This window comes from Pseudomonas sp. GW822-FHT03F08 (assembly GCF_058801265.1).
This window is the reverse complement of sequence record NZ_JBXANC010000003.1, coordinates 89,480-107,107: the sequence shown is the minus strand read 5'-3', so window position 1 is coordinate 107,107 and position 17,628 is coordinate 89,480. Positions and strand designations below refer to the sequence as shown.

The window sequence follows — 17,628 nt, the reverse complement described above, 5'->3', positions numbered from 1 at the left end:
AATATCTGAATGCAATTTAGAAATACCCGGATTAATCTGCGGGTGCAACCCCCTTTTTCCCTGGCTGACGCTCTTGTAGGGATCGCGCCGGGAACCGTTGCCCGCACTGAAGGAGTTTTCAAATGACCGAGAAGAAACTGGAAACCACGGTCGACCGCGTCTACCAAGGGGTTTACGAGGCGATCAGCAAGCGTTCGCTGCGTCCGGGAATGAAACTGGGCGAAGCGTCGCTGGCGGAATTGTTCAATGTCAGCCGCACGTCGGTTCGAGCGGCGCTCAAGCAATTGGAGGCCGACGGACTGGTCACCACCGAGCCCAATAAAGGTGCGTCGGTGTCGCTGCCCAGCGATGAAGAGATCCGTTCGCTGTTCGAAACCCGGCGCCTGATCGAGATCGGCATCGTCACCGAGCTGTGCCGACGCAAGGACTCCGCCGCGATGCAGGACCTGCGCGAGCACCTGCTGCTGGAAGACGAGGCCCATGCGGCCGGTGACCACGAGCGGCTGATTCACCTGCTTGGCGAGTTCCACATCAAACTGGCCCGCAGCCTGAACAACCCGGTGTTGCTCGACTGGTTCCAGAAGCTGATTTCCCGCGCCTCGCTGTATGCCGCCGCGCTGGATGACGACAGCCACGAAGCTTGCCGCGATGACGAGCATCTGCGCCTGATCGAGTACATCGAGGCCGGCAATCAGAGCGCCGCCATCGAGCTGACCTGCATGCACCTGGACGGCATTCAGAAGGCGATTCTCGACGTCGCTGCGAAGCTCAAGACCGGCTACCACCCGCTCAAGCACCTGATCGAAGTCTGAGCGCCGGCCGCCAGTGAAATCGGCTATACCTCTATGAAACCATCGCTGCCCGATGCGCTCGAAACAGACGGGCGCCACGTCATCGGGCGTAGCGATCGAGCGAACCAACCACAAGGCGTTGAAGCAGTCGATGCAGTTTTTATCCGATAGCCACGGGTGTGACGGCTGGCAGGGCGAGATGGCCGGACGCATCCGCGCCTTTGACTGGAGCGGGACCGACCTGGGCCCCCTCGAAACCTGGCCGGCCAGCCTGTGCAGCACGGTACAGTTGATGCTTGCCTCGCCGTTGCCGATGGTCATGCTCTGGGGCCATGCCGGCTACATGATCTACAACGACGCCTACTCGCGGTTCGCCGGCGGCCGGCACCCTTATCTGTTGGGTGTGCCGGTGGAACTGGGCTGGCCGGAAGTCGCCGACTTCAACCGGCATGTGGTCGACACCTGTCTGGCGGGCGGCACCCTCGAATACCGCAACAAAGTGCTGGTGCTGTTGCGCGACGGCGTGCCCGAGGATGTCTGGCTCGACCTTTATTACAGCCCGGTGGCCAATGATGCCGGGGTGCCTTCGGGCGTGATGGCGATGGTGGTGGAAACCACTGAACTGGTGCTGTCCGAGCGTCTGCGCCAGGCCGCCGAAGACGCTTATCGCGCCGACAACGAACGGGTTCGACTGGCGCTGAACGCCGGGGCACTGCTCGGCTCGTTTGTCTGGGACGTGCGTAACAACGTGCTGTCCGCCGACGAGCGATTCGCCCGCACCTTTTCCTTTCCGCCGGATCAGGACCTGACCAACCTGCCGCAGCACATTGCCGAAGCGCACATTCATCCCGATGACCGCAGTTGGGTGCAGGAATGTGTCGAAAACTCGGTGCGTACCGGTGAACCGTACAACGCCGAATACCGCGTATTGCGCGCCGATGGCACTCATCTGTGGGTGCTGGCCAGCGGCGGTTGCGAATTCGATGAGCAGGGCCAGGCATTTCGATTCCCCGGTGTGTTGATCGACATTCATGAACGCAAGACCGCTGAAGAATCCCTGCTCAAATTCACCCGCAACCTCGAGCAGCGTGTGGCCGATGAGGTTGAGGCGCGCCTGAGCGCCGAAGAGCAATTGCGCCAGTCGCAGAAGCTCGAAGCCATCGGCGGCCTTACTGGCGGCGTGGCCCATGACTTCAACAACCTGCTGCAAGTGATCGCCGGCAATCTGCATCTGCTGGCGCGCCACGAACCGAACAATGCCAACGTGCAACGCCGGGTCAGCGCCTCGCTGGCGGCGGTGGAGCGCGGCGCCAAGCTGTCCTCGCAACTGCTCGCGTTTGCCCGCCGCCAGCCGCTGTCGCCGGCGGTGTGTGATCCGCGGCAGATATTCGAAGGCGTCGGGGAGCTGCTGCAACGGGCGTTGGGCGAAACCATCCAGATCGATGTGCAGTTGCCCGAGGAACCGTGGCACATCAACGTCGACCGCAACCAACTGGAAAACGCCATTCTCAATCTGGCGATCAATGCCCGGGACGCCATGAAAGGCGAGGGCACCATCGTGCTCGGCGCCGCCAACACCTCGCTCGACCGGGCGTTCTGCGTCGGCAAGGGCATCGTGCCGGGGGATTTTGTGCGAGTCTCGGTCAGCGACAGCGGCGTGGGCATTGCGCCGCACATGCTGGAGCAGGTCTTCGAACCGTTCTTCACCACCAAGGCCGATGGCCAGGGCACGGGCCTCGGATTGAGCATGGTGTTCGGGTTCGTCAAACAGAGCGGCGGGCATGTCGAGATCGACAGCCAGGTCGGCGAGGGCACGCGGGTGCAGTTGTATTTCCCGCGCAGCCTGCGGCCGCTGATCGATGAGACGCCCGGTGTGCGTCGTCAGCAGGCGGGCGGCAACGAAACCATTCTGGTGGTCGAAGACAACGAAGCGGTGCGCACGTCGGCGGTCGAATTGCTGCGTGAAGAAGGCTACCGCGTGCTGGTCGCGGGCAATGGCGACACGGCGATGCAGATGTTGCTGGAGGGCGCCCGGGTCAACCTGATCTTTACCGATGTGGTCATGCCCGGGCTGATCAAGAGCTCCGACCTGGCGGCGTGGGCCAAGGTGCAAATGCCGCCGGTGGCCGTGCTGTTCACGTCGGGACATACCCGGGACATCATCTCGCGCAATCACCAGCTCAGCCCCGACACCCATTTGCTCGGCAAACCTTACGGACCTGAGGCGTTGTTGCAGATGATCCGTGCGGTGCTGAGTACCTGACTGTCGCGGATCAACGAAGGGCGACGAACGGGCACCGCTGGTCTGACAGGTGGTCGACAGAACCGGTCAACCGAGGCCATTCTGATAACTGGCCAGCGCAATCGGTCGCGTTGGCTGCCGATCAACTGACGGAGGTGTTCCATGCCGGTGACCCATGATCTGTTACAGGACTTGAAGCTTACGAAGGAAGAGATCCAGCAAAAACGCACCGCGGATCCACATCTGGATGCACTGATCAACAAGTACTCCCAGGCGGACGCCGAAGTCGTCAAGGCCGAGACGGCGACCTCGGATGCGCCGAGCGACGACACGCTGAAGAAACTCAAAGAGAAACGCTTGCAGGTCAAAGACAAGATCGTTCAGCAGTTGCAGGCGCGAACCTGACCGTCAGTCGCGCCATTGATCTTCGGTGGTGCACGACTGGAACGACAGCCACGACGGCACCTCGAATGTACAGAGTCTTCACTTGGCGACTCTCTGCGAGGTGCCTCATGAACAAACCCAAGCTCCCCAATTACAAGTTCCCCAGTGAAGAGCTGGGCGCATTCGACCCGGTTCCCACGCATCCCGAGCCCAACAGCCCGGCGCATACCGTCCGCCATCCTGAGGAGGAACGGAAGATCGCGGATCTGCCGGAAGATGAAGACCCGGAAAAATTCGATCGGTCCAACAACTGACCGTCCGCCATCGCTGGATCGTCGGCCCGCCGCATCGCAGCGATGGCGCCCGCCGGTTCAACACGAATTTCAGGCCTTCATTTCAAGGCCGCATCCAGCGGCATCCGCGCCATGTGCGTGGCCTTCAGCGAGCCGAAATACAACCAGTCGCCATACTCGCGCGCCGTGGTGATCGGCGAGTAATTGCCGGCGCTGGCATCCTGCAGATTGGCGATCACCTTGCCGTCCAGATCCAGCCCCAACACGAACCCACGTTTTTCCAGCGGTTTGGGCAGGACGGTCATCGCCCGCACCAGCATCTTGCGCACGAACGGATGGCCGGCGGTGCGATCCAGCAACGGATTGCGCGGCGTGTACAGCGCCACCCAGAAACGATCCCGCCCATTGAACGCAAGGTTGTCCGGCAACCCCGGCAGGTTGTCGATGAACAGGTCATGGGTGCCGGCCTTGGGCCCCGTCAGCCAATAGCGGCTGATGCGGTAGGCGCCGGTTTCATTGATCAGCACATAGGCGTCTTCCGGGCCGAGGGTCACGCCGTTGGCGAATTCCAGTTTATCGAGCAGGACGCTGGTCTTGCCGGTCTGGAAGTCATAGCGCAGCAGACGCCCGTCACCGCCGTGCTCGATGATCGCTTCGCCGTCATGGCCGTAACCCCAGCGACTGGAGGCATCGCTGAAGTAGGCGTAATGCCCGGATTTGTCGATGGCCACGTCATCGGTGAAACCGAACTTCAGGCCATTGGCTTCAGTGGTCAGCGCAATCAGTCGGCCCTGGGCATCGAGTGACAGCAAACCCTTGACCCCGTCGGCGATCACCAGCAAGCCGTTGGGGTGCCGCGCCAGACCCAGAGGCCGGCCGCCGGTATCGGCCAGCACTTTGCGCTGCTGGCCGTCGAGGCTGGTGCGGATCAGGCGTCCATCGTGCAATCCGGTGATCAGCGCATCGTTTTCCAGCAGCAGGGCTTCCGGGCCTTCGATGTCGCTGGGGCCGACCTGCGCTGCGCTTTTGAGGCGCTGATTTTCGGTGTATATCCCTTCGGTCAGCGACGGTGCTGGTTGTGGTGTCCAGGCCACCGGTTCAACCTTGGTCGGCATCAGCAGCAGAAACGCCAGGATGAGGGCAATCAGCAGCAAGATCAGATGGCGCAGCTTCACACGTGAGCTCCCGCGAGTGCCAGATGCCGGGTCGCCCTGTCGCGCAGGGCCAGCATCGAGGCCGCCGATTCACGCTCGATGCGGCGCTTGAGCAGCAACTGATTGGCGATGCGCATGCCCAGGCTCTCGAAGCGATAATCCAGAGTACGCACGAAAGCCGTACCTTCGCCTGCGGCCGAGCATTCGTAGGTCAGATGCAATGACAATCCATGATCGCCCTGGGCCCGGGCACACCAGCGTCGTCCCGGCAGGTATTCGGTGACTTCCCAGCTCAAATGGCCTTCGCGGCCACCGGCATGAATGTCTTCCTCGAAACGCGCGCCGGCATGCAGCGGCCCTGCGGGACCATCGATTTTCAGCGAGGAAGGGTGCCATTCCGGCCAGCGGCTGACGGTGGCGGCATAGGCGAGTACGGCAATCGGGTCGCCGGCGATGTCGATCGGATGCTGCATGCGGGTCATGGGCGTTCTCGAATCGGTCAAAGGGACGGGCTCCGGCTCCCAATAGAGGGTGCCGAACAGGTAATCCATCAGGGGCAGGACGATGTTGAAATTGCGCTCCTGCATGCGCTCGCGCCGGTGATGCAACTCGTGCAGACGGCGCATCTGGCGAATCCACGGCAGGCGGCTCAGCGGGTGTTGCGCCGGCAAGTGCTCGCAGGCGTGAAACACCTCGTAGGTCAGGTAGCCCAGCACCATACTGCCGCCGAACAGTCCGGCGACGTTGGCGTTGACCTGCGCGAACAGCCACCACAGGGGCAGGGTGATCACCAGCGTGTGCACTACGATCAGCCACGCCGGAAACAGGATCACCCGCCAGTCGCGGGCGCTGTCCCAGGTCATGTGGCCGGGGGTGAAGAAGCTGTGATGGTCGCCGGCATGACGGGCATAGAACATCTTGGCGAAGGCTTTCTTGTGATGCCCGAGGTGGCGGTGCACCACGTACACACCGAAATTGAAGAACAGCAAGGTCAGCGGCAGAGCCAGCCATTCCAATGGACGCACCTGATGTGCGCTACTCCAGAACCCGCCGATGGCCAGCACTCCGAACAGCAGCACGAAGGCGCCGTGCAGCCACGGGTTGTACAGCGGATGAATCGCCGCACGATAGCGGCTGCGAAATGCCTCGGTGGTCTGCCTCACTGCGGTCACCTGCGGATATTGTCGTTATACCCGGCAGATTAGCCGATCCCACCGTTTGTGCAGGGTCTACCTTGAGGTCACAACTGCCATGCTCCGGTGTGTAGCGGTCGTCAGCTCAACGGGTTCCAGCGTTGCGACCAGTCGTCATCGGCCTTGATCACTTCGCGCAGCAGATCGAATGCCTGCTGCAGCGTCGCCGAATCGCGGTCACGGGAGTAGACGAGGTAGGTCGGGTAGCCGAATTCCGGGGCTTTGGTGACGGTTTCCAGTGCGCCGCTGTCCAGATAGGTGCGCACCACCCGCGTGCGGAAATAGCCGCTGCCGCCGTTCTCCAGAATGTATTGCAGGGCCAGCGGGCCGAGGTTGAAGCTCAGGGCGGCCTTGGCTTTTTCCGGCAGTGCGGCGTCGTGTTGACGGCGGAAGTCCTCGCCCCAATCGATGTACACGTAGGGAGCAGGGCGGTTGGGGGTTCTGACCAGAATCAGTTTCTCTTCCAGCACTTGCTCGACCTGCAATCCCGGCCAGTATTCCGGTTGGTAGACCAGCGCTGCGTCGAGCACGCCGAGTTCAAGTTGGCGCAGCAGGTTCTCGCCGTCGCGGATGTCCATGCGCAGGGCATGGCTGGGAATCTTCTCGCGCAGTTCGGCAGCCCAACTGAGCATCAACGGGTTGCACAGACTGACCTCGCCGCCGATGTGCAGCACGTTGTCGTAGCCTTCGGGCAGCGGCAGGTCGCGGCGGGCGGCTTCCCAGGTCTGCACCAGTTGATTGGCGTAGACCACGAAAGCCTCGCCGTTGGCGGTCAGGCGCGCACCGGCGCGGTTGCGCACGAACAGCGTGCTGCCCAACTGGCTTTCGAGTTTCTGCACACGGGCGGTGATGGCGGTCTGGGTGACGAACAGCTTCTCGGCCGCCGCAGCGAGGCTGCCGTGGCGGACGATTTCCAGAAAGGTGCGGGCGAGGTCGATGTCCATGGGCGGGCCGGTGTCTGAGGTGCCCGCATTGTAGGTGCAGGCTCGCGATCGCGTCATCGTGAAATCGCGAACCTGCATCGGGACTCAACCGGCGAGCTCAGCCTCACGCACTCGCGCCCAATCCTCCACCAACCGCGCTGGCGTGCAGCAAGTCTTGCGCTTGTACACAAAATTCCGGCACTTCTCGGCGAACTGATTGCGGTTGTACAGCATGTCTTCCTGCATCTCTTGCAACTCGGTTTCGCGGCATTGGCGGATCAGCTCATGATCGACCCGCAGCTTGCGTTCACGCACTGGCGCATACGTCGGATCGCTCAGTACCGAATTGGCCCGTTGCAGCAGCCACAAACCAAACTCGTCCGGGCAACGCGGGCCGATTTCCTGGACCATGCCCAGTTGCAGCGCCTGCGCAGCGCTGACCGGCAGACAGGCCTGGGTCAGTTGTTCGGCCATGGCCGGGCCGACGGCGCGGGGCAGGCTGTAGGTCCAGTATTCCGAGCCGTACAGGCCCATGCTTTTGTAATGCGGGTTGAGCACGATGTCGGCGCGAGCGAACACGATGTCAGCCGCCAGGGCGAGCATCACACCGCCCGCGCCGGCATTGCCGGTGACGCCGCTGACCACCAGTTGCCGCGCGCTGAGCAATTCCTCGCACACATCGTCGATCGCCTGGATATTGGCCCAGGCTTCGGCACCCGGATCTTCGGCGGCCTGGATCACGTTCAGGTGCACACCGTTGGAAAAGCTGCCGCGTCCACCCTTGATCAACAGCACTTGAGTGTCGCGGGATTTGGCCCAGCGCAGGGCCTCGACCATGCGCTGGCACTGCTCGGTGCTCATGGCGCCGTTGTAGAACTCCAGTGTCAGTTCGCCGACCTGCCCGGATTCGCGATAACGGATCGGCTGATACGCCTCGTCGCTGAACGGCGCATTGGCAATCGACCAGTCCAGCACCGGCACGTGCGCCAGTTGCCCGGCCAGCACATGCCGTGCCGGTCGCTTGAAGGCTTCTTCGCCCGGTTGCGGTTTGCGCCGCAGCGAGCCGATCCACAGGCTGTGATCACCGGTCGCCACCAGCACCGCATCGTCGTGCACCGCGAGGATCTCGCCGGGTATCCCGGTGCGCTGATCAAGGTGCGCGTCGTACACGTAATATTGGCCGCCAGCGAGGCTCGCGAGCACGCCGGGCTGACCGTCAGCCGCGTCGATGCAGCGCTTGATGAAGCGCGAGCAGTCGTGCCAACCGAAGGTGCGATCGTCCTGCTTCATGTTCGGTTGCAGGCGTCCCAGAACCTTGGGATCGGCATAATCCAGGTCCATCGGGACAAAGCCGTCGATGAATTTCTCCACCACTTCACGGATGCAACGGATCGCTGCGTCACTGACCCGGCCGTTGTACAGCTCGGATTTGCGCAAGCCTGTCGGCAAGTTGAATTCGCAGGTAGCCCAGACCGGGCCGGCGTCCATTTCTTCCACCGCTTGCAGGGCTGTCACGCCCCAGGATGGCAGTTCGCGCATGATCGCCCAGTCCAGTGCGCTGGCACCGCGATCGCCGACGATGCCGGGGTGGATGATCACCACCGGGCGTTGCGGGTTGCTCCACAGCGCATGGGGGACACGGTCCTTGAGAAACGGGCAGATCACCAAGTCAGCGCCGCTGTTTTCGATCTGTTCGCACACGGCGGCTTCGTCGGTGAACAGCACCACGCTGGGCGAATGGCCCGCCTGACGCAGGTCCAGCCAGGCACGTTGGGTCAGACCGTTGAATGCCGACGACAAAAGAATGATGTTGAGTGATCGCATGATTGCTCTTCCTTGAAGGGTCAGCCGCAGGCTCCCGGTGAGCCGTCCGTGGCTATCGATGGAGGCGCAAGGTTAGAGACTGGCGTGGCCGGCACCACTGATCGAGATCAACGTTGTGTCAGCCAATGTTGCCGTGGCGACGACGTGCCTTATTCTCAAAGGTTTGCTGATCCTGATTTTTTATTACTTCAAATGTCTTCGATGCTATTGCACAGTCGCTCCCCTGATCAACGCCGGACGATCCCGGCGTATCCATGGATTTTCGCAGCGGGTGGAGCCCGTTTTCAGGGAGTAAGGCATGGGGAGTCACAACCCGCATTACCAGGTCATCGGGCAAATGTTCCAAAAGGACTACCGATGGTTGTGCGCCGCAGTCAGCCGTACCCTCGGTTGCCCGCACAGCGCACAGGACATTGCTTCGGAAACCTTTCTTCGGGTGTTGGCGTTGCCCGATCCACTGGCCATACGTGAACCCCGCGCACTGTTGACCACGATTGCCCGGCGGCTGGTGTATGAAGGCTGGCGCCGGCAGGATCTTGAACGTGCCTACCTGCAAAGCCTGGCCCTGGCGCCAGAACCGGTGCATCCGTCACCCGAAGAACGGGCATTGGTGATCGAAGCACTGCTGGCGGTGGATCGCTTGCTCAACGGTCTGTCGGCCAAGGCCAAGGCTGCGTTTCTCTACCATCAGCTCGACGGCCTGACCTACAGCGAAATCGGCGAGCGCCTCGGCGTGTCCACCAGCCGTGTGCAGCAATACATGGTCGAGGCGTTCAAACGTTGCTATCAGGCGATGCAGGCATGAGGCCGGACGAAACGCTGATCGACGAAGCGGCGCAGTGGATGGCGTTGTTGCAATCAGGGGATGTCAGCCTGCAGGAGCGCGCAGCGTTCGACGCCTGGCGTGCGGCGGATCCACGGCATCAACAGATCATCGAGCAAATGGGCGGCGGGCTGAATCTGCTGCGTCAATCGAACCTGCGCGGGTTGCCGCGTGAGAGTGTGCTGCACAGCCTGAATGCGCCCTCCAGCAGTCGCCGCCGATTCATCAGCGGCAGCCTGAGTGTGCTCGGCATTGCGGTGCTGGCCGGTTTGCTCGGCCGACGTTATGGCTGGCTGCCGGAGGCCGGCGAGTTGTCGACCGGGACCGGGGAGCGCCGTCAATTCACGCTGGAGGATGGCAGCGCCCTGACGCTGAACGCCCGCAGCCGTGTGGTGCCGCGATTCGATAACGTCGAGCGCCTGCTGGGGTTGCGCAGCGGTGAACTGCTGGTCGATGTGGCGAAAAATCTGGCTCGACCGTTTGTGGTCGAAACCGAGCACGGGCGGATGCGTGCACTCGGTACGAAATTCCTGGTGCAGCGTGCTGAGGATTCGACGCGGCTGGTGATGCTGCATTCGCAGGTCGAAGTGGTTACTGCTGGCGGCGCGCGGCAAGTGGTGGAGGCGGGCGAGAGTCTGCTGTTCAACGGGCAGGAAATCCTCGCGCTGGAACGCAGCAAAGGGCAGGAAAGCGCCTGGGTACAAGGGCGACTCGAAGTGCGTGATCGTCCCTTGAGCGAAGTCATCGACAGCCTGCGCAGCTACCGTCGCGGCATTCTGCACCTGAGCCCCGACGTCGCCGGTCTGCGCCTCAGCGGCCTCTATCCGTTGGACGACAGCGACCGCACCTTGCAATTGCTCGAACGTTCGCTGCCGATCCGCGTCACCTGGCACAACCCGTACTGGGTGAGCATCGAAGCACGGTTATAAAACCATAACTTCCTGGTCTATCCGCGACCCTATAAAAAGCGCCGGCCCGCTGCTCATTCCCTGCAGACGCCTTCAACAGGGAAGCCCCTCGATGTTCTCATTCAAACAACAATTACCCCGCCTGACGCTGGCCGCCGCGCTAGCGATGGGCATCGTTCCTTCGGCCGTATTGGCGCAAGACGCCGCCACTCAGGTCTTTACTTTCGACATCGCCGCAGGAGCCCTCGACGAGGTGCTGCTGGACATCTCGCGTCAGACCGGCGTGCCGATTTCCTTCAGCCAGAATCTGGTGCAGGGCAAGCGCAGCGGTGCCGTGCGCGGTGCGTTGGGCGGCCGGCAGGCGGTGGAGAAGGCGTTGCTTGGCAGCGGTCTGCAAGTCGAGCAGGGCACTCAGGGTTTGAGCATTCGCCAGGCCGAGGTAACGAGCGCCGCACCGGTCAAGGCTGCCGTCGTGGCACCTGCCAGCAACGCCGATTACCGCATGGAAAAAGTCACGGTCACCGGTTCGCGGATCGCCCGTGCCCAGAGCGATGGCGCGACGCCGGTCAATGTCATCACCCACGAAGAAATGGAAGCGCGGGGCTACAAGAACGTCTACGACGCCCTCGCCACGCAGACGCAAAACACCGGCATGACCCAGGGCGAAGACTATGGCAACACCTGGCAACCGGCCGCCAGCGCCCTCAACCTGCGCGGCCTGGGGCCCAACCACACGCTGGTGCTGATCAATGGCCGGCGGGTCGCCGATTACCCGACGCCGTACGACGGCAAGGTCAACTTCACCAACCTTGCGAACATTCCGTCGGCGATCATCGACCGCATCGAAATCCTCAGCAGCGGCGCCTCGGCGATCTACGGTTCGGATGCGATTGCCGGGGTGGTGAACATCATCCTCAAGGACAAAATGAATGGCGTCGACGTCAACCTCAAGGGCGGCACCAGCGAGCGCGGCGGCGGTGACAATCAGCGGTTGCAGATCAGCGGCGGCGGCAGCTGGGGCGACTTCGATGGTTTGTTCGGGCTTGAGCTGACCAATCGTGATCCGATCTGGGCCGATGACCGAGGTTTCATGCAGAGCGGGCCGTTGGCGGATGTCGGTTACCGCCGCGACTTGAGCAACAACCGTTATCTGGGACCGGGCTGCGGTGCTTATCAAGGCACGTTCGACAACAAACTGTTCAACAGCGGCGGGCGCTGCCGCACCGACCAGATGTACAACGATTACTGGACGATCCAGACACAAAAGGAAAACTACGACGGCTACACCCGCGGCACCTGGCATTTCAGCGACAGCGGCCAGGTGTTCGCCGACCTGATGTATGGCCTCGACCACATTCAGAACAACACCCGTGGCCCGACCTTCACCTCGCCGGACTTCATCAACCAGAACAGCGGCAATCTGGAACGTTGGTATCGCCGTTTCGGTGAAGAAGAAATCGGCGGGCGCACCAGTAACAACAGCAAGTGGCGCGATACCTCGTGGACCGGCACGCTGGGGCTGTCGGACAAGATCGCCGACACCGGCTGGCACTATGATCTGGCGGCCAATCGCTCGGAATATAAAAGCGTGCGCACCACACGCTACACGCCGCTGTCGTCGATCCAGGATTTCTATCTCGGCCCGCAGCTCGGTACGCGCGGCGGCTACCCGGTATTTTCCCCGGACGCCTCGCGCCTCGACCGGCCATTGACGCCTCAAGAGTGGGAGCAGTTTCGCGGCAACCTGACCCAGAGCAGCAAGTCGGTGTCCACCAGCTACAACGCCTCGGTCAATGGCGATCTGTTTGACCTGCCGGCCGGCCCGGTCGGATTTGCCGGCGTACTGGAAGCCGGTAAACAGGAATACCGCATCGACCCGGACGACAGCCTCAACGACGGCAGTTTCTATGGCGTGACGCCGGCGCAAAGCTCCGGCGGTTCGCGCAAGCGATACGCGGCGGGTGGTGAGTTCAGCATTCCGGTGACCGACACAGTGCTGGCGACGGCGGCGGGGCGCTGGGACCAATACAAATTCAGCGGGCGCAGCGAACAGCAGAAAACCTACAACCTCGGTATCGAATGGCGACCGGTCACCAGCCTGTTGTTGCGCGGCAGCTACGGCACCAGTTTCCGGGCTCCGGACTTGAACTACATCTACCAGTCCGACAGCAACGGTTACTACCCGGCGCAGATCGATTATTACGGTTGCAGCCAGGGCGTGGCGGGCGCGTGTGATCGTGGGCGGGTCGACTACACACAAAGCGGCACGGCGGATCTGGAATCCGAACGCGGCAAGTCGTGGACCTACGGTTTTGTCTGGTCGCCGTCGCGCAACTTCGATTTTTCCACCGACTTCTGGCGCGTGGAAATCGATGACCTGCTGACCACCGTCGACGAAAACCGCCTGTTGCAGCAGGAGAACGAATGCCGCAACGGCACCCAGGACATCAACTCGGCCAACTGTCAGTCGACCCTCGCGCGTGTTGACCGCAATCCCGGCAATGCCGCCATCGATCCCAACCAGTTGCAGCGGGTGCGGGTGAATGCGATCAACGCGGCCAGCGAGCGGGTCAGCGGTCTCGATTTCAAGAGCAACATTCGCTGGGGCGCGGGCCAGTACGGCGCGTTCAGTTCGGCGCTGGGCTACACCCTGGTGCTGTCGCACTTCTACAAGGAATCGGATGAAGCCCCGACCCAGGACTGGCGCACTTCGCGCACCAACTACGACTGGCGCAGCAAGGTCAACGCCAGCCTGACCTGGGACTATCAGAAGGCCACGGCGACGCTGATGGGCATTCGCTATGGCTCGGTCACCAACGGCGCGGGTGACGGGCGTCTGTCGCCGTGGACGGTGTTCAATGCCAGTGCGCGCTATCGCTTGAACGACCGGGCAAGCGTCGGGCTGACCGTGAACAACGTGCTCAATCAGGTCAAACATGACGACTCGGCAGGCTGGCCGTATTACCCGACGGGCAACTACGACCCTTACGGTCGTCAGTGGTGGCTGGATGTGAGTTATCACTTCGGGAGTTGAGTAGGGAATGACGCTCGGCAACGTCCTACGGAAGTTGTCGGATTTTGAGTGAAAGCAGGGATATTTCCGACGACTTTTTAAGGTTGGCCGTCGGAAGCGGGGCCTATAGCATCGGTCGTGACATGAAGTCACTGACCGGCCTGAACGCTCGGGCCCCTGACATTGGATGGATTATGCGAACCGCACATCTCGAGCACGAAAACTCTACTTATTCCCCTCGTGATTTCTGGCGTGCCGATCACGCCAGGTGCCCTACGGAGGGTGCTCCCATGCCCCAGACAAAAGCACCCCGGCTCACCGGGCTGAAGAGAGTCGAGGGCAAACCCGTGGAGTTGTTGCTGCATGGCCGGATATGGGACAGGGACACCATGTACATCATCCGTTATGCGCTGGAAGGCTTTGATCTGCGTGACGTCGTCAACATGATTTCAACGTCTGAGCTGTACCGGGAAAGCGAACTTGTGCAGCTCATCACCGGAAGGTCCGTCAGAACCGTACGGCGCTTGCTTAACAGCGACGAGCCTACGCGCCTGAGCCGCCAGCAGAGCATGATCGCCTTCCAGTATGCGCACGCTCTGGAGTCCGCCATCGAGGTGTTCCACGATCAGTCGAGCGCCGAGGAATGGTTGAACAAGGCAACCAAATGGTTAAACGGTTACAGACCCGTCGCATTGATTGAGAGCTCTTTGGGGTATCAATCGGTCGATGCTTATCTGCACCGAATCAAATACGGGGTTTATCAATGAACCCGTTGCCTTGGGACGACCGTTGGTACGCGTGGCGGCTGGACCCTGAGGTTTATCGATGCACCTGGGACAGCGGTATTGGTTCGGAACTGCAGGGTGGCCGATGGAACCGGCCCGGCCGGCGTGTCGTTTATGCCTCGATCGATCCCTCTACCGCCATTCTGGAGGTGGCAGCTCATGGGAGTTTTAACGCACTGGATAAAAGTCCCTATGTGCTGACGTGCTTTGAGGTGATCAGTGAGGCACTTGTGAAAATCGTGCAACCCGAGGAGCTGCCCAACCCTTACTGGATGAGCCCGGCACAGTCTTCGCCTAACCAGCAGGAATTTGCCGATGCATTGCTCGCCGAGCATCCGTTCGTACTGATCCCCTCGGCAGCCACCCGGCATTCGTGGAACTTGCTGGTGAGCTGCGATTTGGCGGAAGGGCAATTCAGGATGGTCTCGCAAGAGCGGTTCGGGCTGGATACACGATTGCTGAGGGATGCAGAACTGGCCTGAGCAATCCACATGCCTTTTTTTGCATAACCTCAGCACCCAACGGTCTAAATCGCGCCCTATAAATCGCCATCTGCCATCGCACATCCCTGCATAAACCAAAACGCAGGGATGGCTGTTCATGATTCGATTTTCACCCGTTAAATCCCCGTTGAGCCTGGCCTTGCTGCTGGCGATCAACACATTGCCGGCGATTGCCGCCGACAGCAGTGCTACAGAGCCGACCACCCAACTGCAACGGGTTGAAGTCACTGGTACCGCGATCCGCCGAGTCGATGCCGAAACGGCGGTACCCGTCACCATCCTTCGGGTAGAGGAGCTGCAGAAGCAAGGCGTGACCACCACTGAAGAACTGGTCAATCGCATTTCTGCCAACCAGTCTTCCGTGGGCTCCGGACGTTCGGTGGGTTCGAGCAGCGGCGGGGCGTCTTACGCTGACCTGCGAGGCATTGGCCCGAACAAGACGCTGGTGCTGCTTAACGGTCGCCGCTTGAGCAATAACGCGACCAACGCCATCAACGGCTCCGGCGTGGACCTCAATACCATCCCGTTCGCCGCCATCGACCGGGTTGAAGTGCTGCGCGACGGTGCTTCGGCGTTGTACGGCACCGATGCCATCGGCGGGGTGATCAACTTCATCACCAAGACCAGCCTCACCGAAGGTCAGATCAGCACCAACTACGACACGCCGACCCATTCCGGTGGCGGTGAAAGCCGCAACTTCAGCGGCAGTTGGGGTTTTGGAGATTTGCAGGACGATCGCTTCAACGTGTTCGGCGTTGTGAGTTACGACAAGCAGCAACGGCTGGCCGCCGAAGATCGCGCTTACACCTACAACTACCAGCCGGGGCGAGGACTTGATTACACCTCCGGTACCGCGTCACCCGCCAACTGGAGTCAGGGCAGCAACGCCACCAACCCGTTGGCCGGTTCCGGTTGCAATGCACCGGGCCTGCTGTCGCGCAACGGCATCTGCCGCCAGAGCCTGTGGAATTACCTCGATCTGGTGCCGGAAACCGAAAAGACGTCGGCCTTCGCCAAAGCCACCGGCAAGCTGTCGGACGATCACAACGTCAGCCTCGAATACTTCTGGGCGCGCAACGAAAACCGCACCCAGATCGGCCCCGGTACGTTGATGGGCAATCAGGTCAATTCTGGTACTACGTTTTATCCGGGCAACGGCGTCACCCCGGGGCCGAGCGGTTTTGCCCTTGATCCAACGCAACCGGTAGACGTGAACTGGCGCGAAACCGCTGTCGGTGCTCGCCAGCATGAGGACGACAATACGGGTCAGCGCCTGCTGCTGAGCTTCGACGGCACGCTCGTCGGTTGGGACTACAACGTCGGTGCCTCGTACAACCAGAACAAAGTGGTCAATACCATCCGTAGCGGTTATGTGAACGACCGGGCTGTCAGCCAGGGCATTGCCAATGGCGTGATCAACCCGTTCGGCCCGCAGACGGCTGCAGGTTCCGCATTGCTGGCGGCCAACGCGGTGGACGGCGATTACGGAACAGCTGTTGGCCGGGTGAAGGCCATTGATGGCCGTGTCAGCCGCGAGATTGGTGACTGGTTTGGCGCAGGCCCTTCGGCGCTGGCACTGGGTGGCGAGTACCGAAAGGAAGACTTCCATCAGGATTTCGCCCAGTTCGCGGCCGATGTGCAGAGCCTGGGCGTTGACCCCAATGCCAGCGTCACCGGGGACCGCAGCGTCTCGGCGCAGTACGCCGAGGTCAACGTGCCGGTGCTCGACAGCCTGGAGCTGTCCGCCGCCGTGCGCCACGACAAATACAGCGATTTCGGCAGCACCACCAACCCGAAATACTCGTTCCGCTTCCAGCCGTTCAAGGAGCTGGTGGTTCGCGGCGCCTATAGTGAAGGTTTCCGCGCGCCGTCGCTGTATGAACTCTATAACCCGAACTTCACCACCTTCACCAACGCCAACTACAACGACCCGCGCCTGTGCGCCGGGGGTAATCCGAGCAATGGCGGGATCGCCAACCGAGACTGCGCCCAGCAGTTCAACCGGACCACGGGCGGCAACACGGACCTGAGCCCGGAGACGGCGCGCAACGTCACCCTCGGCTTCGTGTATCAGCCGTTCGATCGCCTGACCACCGGGCTGGATTTCTGGTGGATCAACATCGCCAACCAGATCGCCGAATTCCCTGAGTCGGCGGTGTTCGAAAACCCGGAACTGTACCCGGATCGTTTAATCCGCAAGCCTGATGGCTCCATCGATCACATCGTCACGGGACTGGCCAACCTGGGCAAGATCAAGACCAACGGCGTCGACGTGAGCTTCGACTATCGCCTGCCGAGCACGTCCTACGGCGATTTCGGCATCGGTCTGCAAGGGACCTATGTCAGTCGTTACGAGTATCAGCAGCAACTCAAGGGCGACTACATCGACAAACTCGGCGATTTTCGCGGCGGCGACTTTGCTTCGGCCGGTGCCGTGGCCCGCTGGCGTCACAGCCTGACCGGCAGCTGGAACTACGGCCCGTTCGGCGCAAGCCTGACCAACCGCTACACCAGCGGTTATCACGACTCGGATCGTGAGACCCACGACTATGTTGGCTCCTACAACGTCTGGGACGTGGCCGGTACCTACACCTGGCGCAAGACCCTGGCCGTGACGCTGGGGGTGAAGAACCTGTTCGACCGCGAGCCGCCATTCAGCAACCAGACCTACACGTTCCAGAGCGGCTACGACCCGAAGTACGGCGATCCGTTCGGGCGGACGCTGTTCACGCGGGTCAACTACAAGTTCTGAGAGTGACCAGTCGGTGCCGGTTTTAGTAACCGATCGTTCT

14 protein-coding genes are annotated in these 17,628 nt (G+C 61.6%); 10 read left to right on the top strand and 4 right to left on the bottom strand.

The window, feature by feature from the left end; genetic code table 11:
* Positions 1-122 precede the first annotated feature (122 nt).
* From AC1RME_RS07650 to AC1RME_RS07635, 4 genes are all read left to right on the top strand, one after another.
* Positions 123-812 carry a GntR family transcriptional regulator gene (locus AC1RME_RS07650; protein ID WP_096819983.1) on the top strand — a complete coding sequence of 230 codons (690 nt, stop codon included), beginning with the start codon at positions 123-125 and terminating at the stop codon, positions 810-812.
* 130 nt (positions 813-942) lie between these two features.
* Entirely contained in the window at positions 943-3,054 is a 2,112-nt protein-coding gene (locus AC1RME_RS07645; protein ID WP_096820225.1) for a PAS domain-containing hybrid sensor histidine kinase/response regulator, read from the top strand.
* A 141-nt stretch (positions 3,055-3,195) separates the two neighbouring features.
* Complete coding sequence (locus AC1RME_RS07640; protein ID WP_096819982.1) at positions 3,196-3,438, top strand: HP1242/YdcH family protein; 243 nt, start codon at positions 3,196-3,198, stop codon at positions 3,436-3,438.
* A 107-nt stretch (positions 3,439-3,545) separates the two neighbouring features.
* Positions 3,546-3,731, top strand: a complete 186-nt coding sequence (locus AC1RME_RS07635; RefSeq protein ID WP_096819981.1) for a hypothetical protein — start codon at positions 3,546-3,548, stop codon at positions 3,729-3,731.
* Positions 3,732-3,808: 77 nt separating this feature from the next.
* Here the strand turns inward: AC1RME_RS07635 and AC1RME_RS07630 are convergent, their stop codons facing one another.
* From AC1RME_RS07630 to AC1RME_RS07615, 4 genes are all read right to left on the bottom strand, one after another.
* Positions 3,809-4,825, bottom strand: a complete 1,017-nt coding sequence (locus AC1RME_RS07630) for an SMP-30/gluconolactonase/LRE family protein (protein ID WP_493091135.1) — start codon at positions 4,823-4,825, stop codon at positions 3,809-3,811.
* 56 nt (positions 4,826-4,881) lie between these two features.
* Positions 4,882-6,027, bottom strand: a complete 1,146-nt coding sequence (locus tag AC1RME_RS07625; protein ID WP_096819979.1) for a sterol desaturase/SRPBCC family protein — start codon at positions 6,025-6,027, stop codon at positions 4,882-4,884.
* A gap of 110 nt (positions 6,028-6,137) precedes the next feature.
* A complete protein-coding gene (locus AC1RME_RS07620; RefSeq protein WP_102621816.1) occupies positions 6,138-7,001 on the bottom strand; it encodes a LysR family transcriptional regulator in 864 nt (287 codons plus the stop codon).
* Positions 7,002-7,085: 84 nt separating this feature from the next.
* Positions 7,086-8,804, bottom strand: a complete 1,719-nt coding sequence (locus AC1RME_RS07615; protein WP_096819978.1) for a hydrogenase maturation protein — start codon at positions 8,802-8,804, stop codon at positions 7,086-7,088.
* A 298-nt stretch (positions 8,805-9,102) separates the two neighbouring features.
* On the opposite strand from AC1RME_RS07615, the gene AC1RME_RS07610 reads away from it, so the two are divergent.
* The 6 genes from AC1RME_RS07610 to AC1RME_RS07585 all read left to right on the top strand — a co-directional run bounded on the left by AC1RME_RS07610 (position 9,103) and on the right by AC1RME_RS07585 (position 17,588).
* Entirely contained in the window at positions 9,103-9,609 is a 507-nt protein-coding gene (locus tag AC1RME_RS07610; protein ID WP_096819977.1) for a sigma-70 family RNA polymerase sigma factor, read from the top strand.
* Positions 9,606-10,556 carry a FecR domain-containing protein gene (locus tag AC1RME_RS07605; protein ID WP_096819976.1) on the top strand — a complete coding sequence of 317 codons (951 nt, stop codon included), beginning with the start codon at positions 9,606-9,608 and terminating at the stop codon, positions 10,554-10,556. Before AC1RME_RS07610 ends, AC1RME_RS07605 begins: the two co-directional genes overlap by 4 nt.
* A gap of 91 nt (positions 10,557-10,647) precedes the next feature.
* Positions 10,648-13,569: a TonB-dependent receptor gene (locus AC1RME_RS07600; protein WP_096819975.1), complete on the top strand. Its 2,922-nt coding sequence runs from the start codon at positions 10,648-10,650 to the stop codon at positions 13,567-13,569.
* 269 nt (positions 13,570-13,838) lie between these two features.
* Positions 13,839-14,315 carry an antitoxin Xre/MbcA/ParS toxin-binding domain-containing protein gene (locus tag AC1RME_RS07595; protein WP_096819974.1) on the top strand — a complete coding sequence of 159 codons (477 nt, stop codon included), beginning with the start codon at positions 13,839-13,841 and terminating at the stop codon, positions 14,313-14,315.
* Positions 14,312-14,815: an RES family NAD+ phosphorylase gene (locus AC1RME_RS07590; RefSeq protein WP_096819973.1), complete on the top strand. Its 504-nt coding sequence runs from the start codon at positions 14,312-14,314 to the stop codon at positions 14,813-14,815. The genes AC1RME_RS07595 and AC1RME_RS07590 overlap by 4 nt, the downstream gene beginning before the upstream one ends.
* Positions 14,816-14,933: 118 nt before the next feature.
* On the top strand, positions 14,934-17,588 hold the full coding sequence (locus tag AC1RME_RS07585) for a TonB-dependent receptor (RefSeq protein ID WP_096819972.1): 2,655 nt from the start codon (positions 14,934-14,936) through the stop codon (positions 17,586-17,588).
* The last annotated feature ends 40 nt before the right edge of the window (positions 17,589-17,628 follow it).